This is a genomic window from Saccharothrix longispora, assembly GCF_030852425.1.
Taxonomy (GTDB): domain Bacteria; phylum Actinomycetota; class Actinomycetes; order Mycobacteriales; family Pseudonocardiaceae; genus Actinosynnema; species Actinosynnema longispora.
Window position 1 is genome coordinate 220,277 of sequence record NZ_NSDM01000014.1, and the last position, 11,565, is coordinate 231,841.

Here is an 11,565-nt window from a genome sequence, read left to right on the forward strand (position 1 = left end):
GACTCACCTCGGAACCGGCATGGAGGGCATGATCCTGACTCGGCCGATCGTACTCATCGCGTCTTCCCAGAGCGCGAACGCGTCGATCCCGCCACCGCCGTCGGCCAAGTGGTCGATCCTGCTCTCGGCGGGGATGTGCTCCGTCCTGATGACACCCCGCACCAGGGTGTAGGGACCTTCTTCGGGGAAGTTCGCGTGAGCGGTCCGGGCGTAGAGGGCAGCACCCTCAGGGGTGGCCGAAAAGTACTTCGACTCGATGCCCGGCGCGTTCTGGAAGCGCCGGGCATCGAGGAGCTGGCCGAGCTCCTGCTCCTTCACCGCGCGGTAGATGTACTGCTCGCCCTTCTTGAGCTTGCCGTCACCACAGTTGTGAACCAGGAAGGCCACACCGGCTGACACCACGTAGTACGTGTGGACGCCGTCGATGGTCAGGTCGTAGACCGGTTCGAGGTGGGTGTAACGCTCGACTGATGCAACGACTGCGGACGTGCCGTCTGCCGACTTGAGGCGCTGGCCGGGCTTGAGGTCGCCGATGTTGACGAAGCGGCCTTCGTCGTCGACCCATACCGGGTGCCAGGAGGTGGCGTCGACCGTGCCCTGCGAGCCGTCCTCCGAGGCGACCGTCAGGCGGGTCATGTCGTCTTCGTCGTCGTGGACGATGGTGGCGACGACCTCGCGGTCGGTGGTCTCACCGGTGGCGGGGTCGGTGGCTTTGACCTTGTCGCCGATCTCGACCTCGGAGATCGGCGTGGTCGCCCCGTCCGCCATCAGCACCAGGGTCCCGGCGACGAAGCTGTGCCTCACGCAGCTCGCCGGACCACCGGAGAGGATCTTCTGGAACTTGGCGACGACCGCCCGGCCGGCGTCCTCGGTGATCGCCTGGACGCGGCGCAGCACGCCCTTCGCCTTGTCCACGATGCCCGCCAGGCGGTTGACGGCCTTGACCGCGCCGATGCCCGCCTCGATGATCTTGCCGACCTTGCCCCACGGCACCAGGCCGGCGACCAGGCCGGCGCAGCCCCAGATGTCGCCCTTGGTGAAGCAGTCGACGATGTCGTTCCACCCGGAGACGTCCTTGATGACCTCCCAGGCGACTTCCTTGATCACGTCCCACTTGGTCTTGTGCGCATCGGCCAGGGCCCGCTGGTAGTCCTCCTGGCTGATGCCCTGCTCGGCCATCGCCTGCGTAACCGCCGCGCTCTGGGCGCGGTTCTGCTGCTGGACGACCTGCTCGCGCTGCGAGTAGTAGTCGTGTTCGCGCTGCCAGCTCTCCTTGTCGCCGTGGACGACCTCCCGGTAGCCCCCGCACAGGACGCCGTCCGGGCCGCAGTCGCGGATCAGGCCGGTCGGGTCGCTGTAGGTGACGGGGCTGTTGTTGGCGTAGGCGTAGGCGTTGAGCTGCTGCGGGTCGTTGTTGTCGATGATCGGGTCGGCGGACAGGAACCGGCCCGAGGCGTTGTCGTACAGGCGGGCGCCGACCTGTGTCAGGCCCGATTCGTCATCGCGGCCGCCGACGAAGCCGAGCCGGTCCGGCCAGGAGCCGGGTGCGGGGCCGCGCGCGGCGCCGTACGGCGTCTGGCGCCGTTCGACGGCCTCCATCGTGTTCTTGGTGACGGCGTGCTGGCCGGTGTTCTGATGGTCGCCCGCCAGCCACTTCAGGCCGGTGACGCTGTTGCGCACCGCGACGACCCGGCCGGCGTGGGCGTAGTGCCGGGTCCACGTCGGGGTGTTCGTCCCGTTCTCCAGCCGGATCTCCTGGCCGAAGGCGTACAGCGTCGTCGCGGACGGCTCACGGCTGATCAGCCGGTTGCCGTCGGCGTCGTAGAGGTACTGCGACTCCTCGCCGCCGGGGTTGGTGATCTTGGAGACCCGTCCCTCGGCGTCGTACTCGAGCTTCTGCTCGTCACCGCCGATCGTCCGGGTCGTGGTACGGCCGGTGGGGTCGTAGGCGAACGTGTCCAGCGAGGTCCCGTTCGGCCCGGTGGTCGTCACCGACTGCGCCGCGTGCGGCTGCGGAGAACCCGCGGCCGGGTACGCGGTGGTCCGGACCGTGTCGCCGGCGGTGGCGTGCTGGGTCTCGGTCAGCCGGTTGCCGGTCTCGTCGAACGTCCACGAGTGCCAGTACGGGGCCGGTCCACCGAGGGTGGTGGTCGACTTGGTGGCGGCGCAGTCGCCCGTTGACGGGGTCCAGGCGTCGGTCATGCGGCGCAGGTGGTCGTAGGCGAAGCACCGGATGTCCGCCGGCCGGTTCTCCGGAGTGTCGGCGACCTGAAGGATGTTGCCGGCCTTGTCGTAGCTGTAGGCGCGGTCGGACAGCTCGGCGTCGGTCGTGGTCTCGCGCTCGACGACGGTGCTGCTGAGGCGCCGGCTGCCGATCTCGTAGGTGTTGGTGACCGCGACGTTCTTCTCCGCGCCGGAGTCGGCGTTGCCGTTGAGGACCCGCAGGACCTCGCCGAAGCTGGAGTAGCCGGTCGCGCCGACGTAGACGTCCTGGCCGATCAGCTTGTCGGCCTGGCCGAACGCGTTGTACTTGGTGCCGATCGACTCGCCGGAGACGATCGGCCGACCGGCGGAGTTGACCGTCGAGTACGTGGTGACGTCGGGCTTGCCGGTGTAGGTGTAGGTCTGCTTGAGCTCGTAGGTCGTGCCGAGCACGCCCTCCTTGGCGGACGGGATGACGATCTTCTCGCCGGTGGGCCTGCCCGCGGCGTCGTAGCCGGTGACGTAGCGCAGGTAGGTGTGGCCGCCGTCGAAGCGCCGGGACGCCCTGGGCATGCCGAGGCCGTTCCCGCCGGCGACGGTGTCGTACTCCCACTCGGCGAGCTTGGTACCGCTCAGGGAGTCCTGGTACCTGCCGACCAGGCGTCCGAGCTTGTCGTAGGAGTTGGCGGTGGTGCGTCCCCGGGCGTCGGTCGTGGTCAGGACCTGGCCCGCCGCGTCGTAGGTGGTGGTGGAGTGCCCGGCGTCCGGGTCGTCCACGGCCACCACGCGACCGCGCTGGTCGTAGGTGTAGTGCCACTGGTTGCCGGCCGGGTCGGTGACCGTGGACAGCAGACCGGCGTGGTTGTAGGCGTAGCGCGTGCTGTCGTACGCGCTGCCCAGGCCGTCGGTGTACTGCCGCTTCTCCACTGTGCGGCCCTGGGCGTCGTTGACGACCGTGGTGGCCGTGCCGCCCTGTGGAGGGGTGGTGTGCACCCGGTCGCCGCCGTAGGACGTGGTGGTGCGCCACTGCTCGACACCGAAGCTCTTGAAGATGGTGGCCTTGGGGCGGCCCATCCCGTCGTACTCGGTGACCGTCTGGCCGGGCACGGTCCACTCCTGTGCGCCCGCCAGTTCGCCGCCTGCGGCGCTGTCGTTCCAGTACGTGCCGTTGACCAGGTGCGGCAGGCCGCGCGAGTCGTAGAAGGTGTCCGAGATCTGCCGGCCCCCGTCCGGTCCCGGCGCGGGGACCTGGGACTGGCGCTGCCGGAACAACCCGTCGTACAGGGTGTACCCGGCCAGGTAGGAACCGTTGTCCTGAAGCTGCTTGGACACCACCACGACGGCCTTGTCGGCGTTGTAGTGGTACTCGAACAGCGCGTCGGCCGGCGTCGAGGCCCTGTCGTGGCCCGGGAGCCAGGCGGCGACCAGGCGGCCCAGCGGGTCGTGGGACAGGTCGGCGCGCCTGTTGTTGGCGTCGACCGACGCGACGGACGTGCCCCAGGCGGGGTTCAGGTGCTCGGTGGACACGTGGCCGAGCGGGTTGGTGCTGGTGATCCGGGTGAGCGGACCGGTGGCCGGGGCGTAGGCGGTGGTGGTCTTCTCACCGCGCGAGTCGATGACCTCCAGCGGTCGGCCGTACGCGTCGTACGCGGCGGTGGACGCGGTCACCCAGCTCTGGCCGGACGCGTTCCACTCGTCCAGCACCTCGGCCTTGGTGATCAACCCCCGGGTCGGGGCCGCGCCGTGCGCCTGGCCGTCGTAGTACGAGCGCGCGAGGGACTGGATCGTCGTGGCCGACGCCTCGACCGCGCACGTGCCGACCACGGTCTCCACCTGGGATGCCGTGCTCAGGATCCACGCGGTCTCGTTGCGCGCGTAGGTGGTGCGGGTGCACGACTCGTCGCCGGTCACGGCCAGGTCGCCGTGGTCCTCGACGCGGGTCACGGCGCCCTCGGCGTTGAACTGCTTCTCGACCTTGGTGCGCCGCCACGTGCCGTCCTGCAGCAGCGTCCGGCCCCGCACGGCGGCGTCGGCGTTGACGAACGCCTTGTTGCCCAGGGAGTCCACCGCGGTCGGCGTCTCGGGCAGGTAGGGGTCGTTGACCGACGCCGACACCAGGATGCCGTTGTCGTACTGCCGCGTCTCGCGCAGGTATCCGCGCAGCCGGTCGCTGTCCCGGACGGGTTCGCCCTCGCTGGTGGTGATCCACGCCTCGCGGGTGCCGGACGGCAGCTTGTCGCCGTCCATGCCGCGCCCGTGGACGGTCTCCGTCACGGACTGGGGGCCGGCCTCCGCGTCGCCCTTCTTCACGCGCACGGTGCCGTAACCGCGCCACTGCGACCAGGTCCGGCGGGCCGGATCGGCGAAGTCGGCCTCGTCGAAGTGCCACGCCGGGTCGCCCACGTACTCGTAGGTCGTGGGGATGCGGGCGGACGCGCCGGTCACGTCGGTGTCGACCACCGTCGTCACGACGTACTTGTGGAACCACTCGAAGCGGGGCTCCAGGGCGCCTTCCGGCGACCACCAGGTCGGGAAGCACCTCAGCGTGTTCGACTCCGGGGTCGTCGGCATCCGGGTGCCGGGGAGGCAGTCGGCGTCGCTGTAGGAGATGCCGGTCTGGCCGCCCGCCTCGTTGGTGATCTTCGTCAGCCGGTGTCGGGTCAGCGGCCGGTAGTTGACGCTCGTGTCGACCCGGTTGGCCTTGGCCGTGTAGTCGAACGTGGTCGCGGGCAGCGAGACCGAGCCGCCGACGAGGCCGGTGTGGGTGATGGACCTGAGGTTCAGCGACGGCGCGAGGCCGTCACCGGTGGAGAGGAATTCGTAGGCGGGTGTCCACGAGTCGACCGCCTGGAACGACGACGTGCCGTTCGCGACGTGGGTCGTCACCCTGGTCAGCTTCTTGCGCGTGAAGTACGACGGTGTCAGCCGGTGCGTGCACTGCTCGCCCGCGGCGCAGATCTGGTCGAACGGCACGTCCGGCCAGGAGCCCGCCGTGGACGCGTTCAGTTGCGACGGGTCGCACGTCACCGCGCCACCGGGCACGCACCTCTCGGCGGTCTCGAACACGACCTTCGCGCCGGGATGCGCGAACACCGCGTCCGACCGCAGGCCGTACTCGACCCGGTCCAGCCAGCCGCCGCGCACGTAGTCGGTGCCCTTGGCGGGGTCGGCGTTGCGGCCGTAGCGGTTGAACTCGCGGTTGTAGTAGTAGGTGATCACGTTGCCGCGCGTGTCCACCGAGTAGTCCAGCATCCACCGGTACGCCTGCCGGCACCACGACGCGTCGAAGGTGGCGGCGTTGCACGGTTCACCGGTGTTGTTGCCGAAGACCGGGACGGTCCACGCGGACTGGGTCTCCGGCTTGCCCGTCGCCCAGCCGGGGAGGCGGTTGAGGCCGAGGAAGTACTGGGTGCCGTCGGTCGTGGTGACCTTCCAGTGCTCACCGTCGTCGTCGCCGTTGACCGCGCCGGTGAGCCGCTCGACCCGCGCGCCGTCGTCGTTCTGCGCCCGGTAGGTGTCGGTGCCCGGGATGTTGACCAGTTTCCCGGAGACGCCGGCGAGGCTGATCGTGGCGTTGTCGGTGGCCCAGCACTGATCACCGGTCTTGGTCTGGCCGTTGTTCCCGCCCAGATCGAGGCCGCACGGCTTGTACTGGCGCTCGATGAACCCGCCCGGTGAGACGTCCCAGCCGTCACCGGCCCAGGACGCCTGGTTGTTCGTCGCGGACGTGCGGCCGTCCAGGCTCTGCGCCGAGTACCCGAGCGTCACCGCGGGAGCGGCGCCGCCGATCGCCGGCGGCACCCGCATGGGGTAGCCGTAGCTGAAGTCGCCCGACGACCCGCCGGCGGACCAGGCCCCCGCCGGGGAGAGCGACGTCGCCGCGTACGAGCCCAGGTCGCTGCCGGTCGAGGCCGCGACGGCGAACACCGCGGGCTCGGCCGACCGCACGGTCGTCCTGCCGGACAACACCCCGGCTCCGGGGTCGTTCCGAGCGTCCTGCACCGGGGTCGTCACCTGGCACTCGGGCCTTTCCGGCGTGCTCACCGCGCACGCGGGCAACGACACCAGCACCAGCCTCGACCCGGAATCGCCTGAGGAACCCAGCGCCCCGTAGTCGAAAGTCACCTCCAGCGGTTCGCCGTCGACGCCACCGGCGTCGGCGAGGCTGAACACCACCGCGCCGGGCGAGGTCTTCTCGTCGTGCACCTCCACCCGGACCTTGCCCGCACCCGACCGGCGCGCGGACGCCTTGTCGCCGGTTGTCCCGCCGACGGTGGCCCGGCCGACCGCGACCGGCGTACCGGTAGCGCGGATCGGCGTGCCGGCCGCGCGGGCCGCCGCCTGCGCCGCCGTGCCGCCCGTACCCCCGAGGTCGACCTCGCTCCGCACGGCCGCCGGGCGGGCCGGCTCCCGCGGCGCGTCCACCACCGCGGGAGCCGGATCACCGGGCGGCTTGTCGATCGGCACGGGAGCGGTTGCCACGGACTGCTCCCGCTGCAACTCCCGCAGCTTCCACTCGGTCTGGTCGGGTGAAGCGGCGTACGCCTGCCCTGTCGACGCCGTCAACACCGCGACGATGCCGACCGCTACTGCTCTACGTGCCCATCTCCGCGCAGCGGATCCCACAAAAGCTCCCTCGGGCCACGATGATCAGCCGGATGTCGTCAGTGGTGCTGGGTGGAGAAGCGCAACTGCTCGATCTCGTTCTCAGTCAGCACGCCGGAGTGGACGCGGACGTCGTCGATGTCGCCCTTCCACACATCCGACCGTTGACCCGTCCAGATACCGCGGCCGACCCACAGCGGGCCCGAGGCGTGCCAGCCGTGCACACCCGCGCCATCGGGCGTGCCCATGAAGGAGCCCTGCTTCACGCCGTTGACGTACAGGCTCATCCGCCCCTGCGGCGCGTCGAACACACCCACCAGGTGGACCCACTGGTCGGGCCGCGCACCCTGGTCGGACAGGGCGTACCACCCGTTGCCGGCGGGACCCTTGCTCATCAAGAAGCCCCACTTGCCGGTCTCCGGGCGGTAGCCCAGCAGGAACGGCGAGTGCGTCGCGTCCCCGAAGCCCACCGCCGCGCGCGCCGCGGGGTCGAGGCCGCCGTGGCGCACCCACGCCGACACCGTGTAGGACCGGTCGGTGCGCAGGTTGGCCGGGCTGGGCGCGGCGACCTGGCCGGTCCACGAGGAGTCGAACTTCAGCCACTTGTCGGCGCCGCCGAGGATCTGGTTCGGGTCGTCGGGGTCGGCCGGTGTGCCCGACCAGGCCACTCCGCCCGAGATCGCGGCAGGCTGCCCGGACACCTGCTCCAGGGTCGTGGTCCCGGTCTGCTCGTCCAGCGCGAACCGGGCGCGCATCACGGCCGTGTTCGCCTGCTGCGCGGCTTCGTCGGCGGTCAGCGCGCGGTCCCACACCCTGAGGAGGTCGATCGAGCCCGGGAAGTGGTTGGAGTGCGCCCCTGCCGACTTGGCCCGGCCGACCGTGAGGCCACCGGCGGACGGCACGACCTGCGCGGTCGTGGAACCTTGGGGCTTGCCGTCGACGTAGAGCGCGAGCGTGCCGGTGTTGGGCTCGTAGGTGGTGGCGAGGTGCGTCCACACCCCCACCAGGGCCGGGTCGACCGAGGCGACGCGGGCGTAGGACGCGGGGGCGTCGGCGTCGGACCCGGGCGTGGCGACGACCCAGCGGTCGACGTCGGCGGCGTACTGCAGGTAGAAGGCGCTGGCCCGGTTGCCGTCCTGGCCGACCACGGTCAGGTGGCTGCCCTTGCGATCCATCTTCGCCCACACCGACACCGAGAACGCCTGTGAGGTGTTCAGCACCGCCGACGTCGACGCGGCGTGACCGGTGCCGTCGAGGACGAGCGCCCGACCGTCGTAGCCGGGGCCGAACGACGCGCCGCCGGACAGGGTGAGGTCGTGGTTGCCGTCGCCCGCGTCCTCGGCCACCGTGCCGGACGGCTCGTCGAAGGCCCACGCCGACTTGTGGCCGGCGGGCTCGGCCGCCCGGAAGGTGTAGACCGCGTTGGTGCCGGCGCGGTTGCCCGCCCGGTCGTAGGCGGTTACGTAGAGGGTGTTGGTGCCCGTCTGGGTCGGTGTGATCGGCACGACCACCGTTCCGTCGGCGGAGGTGACCGGCACCCGGTGCTTCTCGGCCGTGTCGTTGTTGAGCGACCAGCCGTAGGCGACGACGTCCATCCGGCCGGCGGGACCGGTGTTGCCGTTGGGCGTGAACGTGAACTGGCCGGTGCGGCCGACGCTGCCGTTGACTCCGGTCGGCGGGTACTGGGCGGAGGTCACCGCGGGCGTGTTCGGCGCGGTACCGTCCACTTCGAACTCGCAGTTCGACGTCCAACTGCTGAGTTGGTAGTCGCCCGACCACAGGTGCCAGGTGTAGACGCCATCCCTGGTGATCCAGCCGTCGGGGACCCGCACCTCCGCGAAGTTCCCGGACCAGACGTCACCGATGTGGATGTCCTGCCCGTTCCACCAGTAGTTCTCCTGGGGACCTTCCATGACACGGAAACCCGCGTCCATCCGGCCGCCGTCGGGATCGGACAGCCTGGCGCGCAGCCGGGGTGTCCTCGTGCCGACCACCGCGCGGTCCGCACCCGCGCGACACGGCAGGGCGTTGGTCGGGTTGGGTCCCCAGCCCTCGACGCCCATGTCGGACGGCTGGTTCGGGTAGCTGTTGTAGCGGACCTCCAGATACGGGTTGAGGTCGAACCGCCGCCACGAGGTGTCGAGCTGGTCCTCGTGCTTGGCCTTGAGCACGAACGTCGTCCACCCCCAGTGGCCGGCCGCCGCGGACTGGACCGCGTTGGTGGCGTCGAACCCCGCGCCGCCGTCGGTGGGGCAGTGCGCCGCGTTGTTGCGGACGTTGCTCTCCGACTGGTACGCGCCCCAGGCAGGCTGGTTGTTCCACGTCGTGTTCGCGTCGATCCACCCGGCCAGCAACAGCTGCGTCGCCGACGGAGAACACGAGTAGGTGCTGGCCACTCTCGTGTGCAGGGTGGCGCCGTGGATGTGCTTGCCGGCGATCGGAGCGGTGTTCATCTGCAGGTACGAGCGGGAAACGCCGTTGAACGAGGCGCCCAGTGAGGAGGCGTTGAGGAACCCGGCCTTCAGATCACCCAGCTGACCGCCGGTGGCGTCGAAGTTCCTGGCGTTGGGCCATGGCTCCTGCACCACGGCGTGGTGCACCTTGCCGCAGTTCGTGCAGTAGTACTCCGGGTCCAGCACCACCGGGTAGGTCGTCGCCGGGTCGTCGAGGAACGCCCGATCCGGTGTGATCGCCACCGCCTCCGGCGTGATCTCGACACCCATGCTCGCCTGCCGGTCACCCGGCTCGGCCGCGTGCTCCTCCGTCGCGCCACCGGACGAATCCCACATCCGGGACGCGTCGCCCACGAACACCGGCTCACCGGCGCCGTTCCTGACGAGCAGATCGCCGTCCGGACGACGACCGTCGTCCAACTGCACGTTCTCGGCGTGCGTGCGGAACGCGATCCGCTCCAGCGCCGGGTTGTCCGCCGCCACCGGCGTCTTCACCACCAGCAGCTCGCTGAACCCGCCGTGGTGCGCCTGCACCCGCAGATCCACTCCCGGCAGCACCTCGGCGTAGGTCAGCGTCGCACCGTCCACCACCGGCTCGGGCAGATCGCTCCCCCACCCGAGCCCCACCTCGTGACCACCCTGCACGACCTTCGCCAACGGCTCGTCCGCCGAACCGGCTCCGCCTGCGGAGAACGACACCTCCACCGTCGAGGCCTTCGGTCCGAACGTGCCGTCCGGCCTGCGCTCCAACGACAGGTCGACCGGCACCCACCCGTCCCCGCGCCGCACCCGCACCGGCTGCACGTGCTGCGTGAACGTCATCGACCCATCAGGGTTCGCCCGCACCTCGTCGGTCTCCGTGGTCGCGGACTCCACCACCACCGACTCACCGCTCTGCGCCGCATAGCGAGCCGCAGTCACCTCGTCCGGGGCCGAATCCGGCACCACCGGCGATGCGGTCCGGGCCAGGACCGGAGACGGAACCACCACCACCCCGACGACCAGCGAGGCGACAAGCCCCAGAACGGAAGCGCGCAGGGTCGACCCCCGCGCGTGAACGCGCGCTCGCATGAACTCCAAGCCCCCCGTACCGCGCCCACCGCGCGGCGTTGTACCAACCCTCAAACCTGAGGAGGAATCATGACCGGTCGTCCACCCTCGACACAGCGTCCGAACGGGTCAAACCACGTGGAATGACGTTGTGACCAGCCTCACCGCGGTAAGTGGCTGTCTCCGAGCTACCTGGGTTGGTTGAGTCGACGGCTGGTGATGCGGATCGCTGGACCAACGGGCCATGGCCTCGTGCTGGTGGCGGAGCCGTTCGTAGTCGCGGACTGGCGTGCCGGTGTCGATCCGGACGCATCTTCCGCCCCGCGGTGCAGACGAATGACAGGCAGTCCTCGGGCGGAGGGCACAGAAGGTGCGGCAACCCCCTCACCTATCGACCTGCGAGGTACCAGAACTCTGCACCGGACGCCGAGCTGCGGCGATCCTGCCCTTGGACTTCCAGAGCATGATCATGAGGTATAGCCTTGCGACTGCTCTACCTGATCTTCGTTCAACTCGACGGTTGGCTGGTGCTCCTCAGCCGGTCCTCCGCGGCCAAGGACGTCGAACTGCCGGCGCTACGACACGAGCTCACCGTGCTGCGCCGGACCACTCCCCGCCATGGTTGGAGTGGTCCGATCGCACAGTCTCACCACGTTGACACGGCGCCTGCCACGACTGCTGCGCGAGAACCGATTGATGACAAGGGGCACCGTCCCGCGCCGGCACCGACGCCTGGTCGCGAAGAAGTGGACTACCCGAACCGGACCGGGCGACCGCCGGTCGACGATGCTGTCGTGGCGCCGATCGAGCGCATGGCCCAGGAGAACGTCAACTGGGACTACCGCAGAATCCAGGGCGAACTGCTCAAGCCCGGCCACCAGGCCGAGCGCCGCGCCCAGGCGGGCTCGTACTGGTCGGACTGGCCGGCCACGCTCAAGGTGCCCGCCGTCGAACCGGACCTCGTCGTGCGCTCCGCCCTGCCCCTCAAGGGCCTCGTGCACCACGACACCGGCGCGATCATGGCCGCCGCGACCACCTCCCTCCCGGAGGAGCTGGGCGACATCCGCAACTGGCACCACCTGCACTACTGGCTGCGCCACACCACGTCAGGACTCCTCGACCTCCTTCAGGGAGCCTTTTCATCGTGGTCGACGGCGGGTTTCGACATGGTGTAGGACGAGGATGGCCGCGATGATCGCGGTGGCTCGGCGTGGGCAGCAGCGCAGCTTGACCAGGATCTTCCATCCCTTGAGCA

General features: G+C 70.1%; 3 protein-coding genes and 1 pseudogene. 1 reads left to right on the top strand and 3 read right to left on the bottom strand.

Annotated elements, in window-relative coordinates:
• Positions 1–3: 3 nt before the first annotated feature.
• Positions 4–6,768 (bottom strand): RHS repeat-associated core domain-containing protein, encoded by a 6,765-nt coding sequence (locus CKY47_RS29695; protein WP_306749623.1) that lies wholly within the window; start codon positions 6,766–6,768, stop codon positions 4–6.
• Between the two features lie 98 nt (positions 6,769–6,866).
• Entirely contained in the window at positions 6,867–10,142 is a 3,276-nt protein-coding gene (locus tag CKY47_RS29700; protein ID WP_306749624.1) for a LamG-like jellyroll fold domain-containing protein, read from the bottom strand.
• A gap of 962 nt (positions 10,143–11,104) precedes the next feature.
• On the opposite strand from CKY47_RS29700, the gene CKY47_RS37060 reads away from it, so the two are divergent.
• On the top strand, positions 11,105–11,485 hold the full coding sequence (locus CKY47_RS37060; RefSeq protein ID WP_371320759.1) for a hypothetical protein: 381 nt from the start codon (positions 11,105–11,107) through the stop codon (positions 11,483–11,485).
• On the opposite strand, the pseudogene CKY47_RS29710 reads toward CKY47_RS37060, so the two are convergent.
• Positions 11,450–11,565, bottom strand: a pseudogene (locus CKY47_RS29710) (IS5/IS1182 family transposase); the annotation flags it as partial. The gene CKY47_RS37060 and the pseudogene CKY47_RS29710 overlap by 36 nt on opposite strands.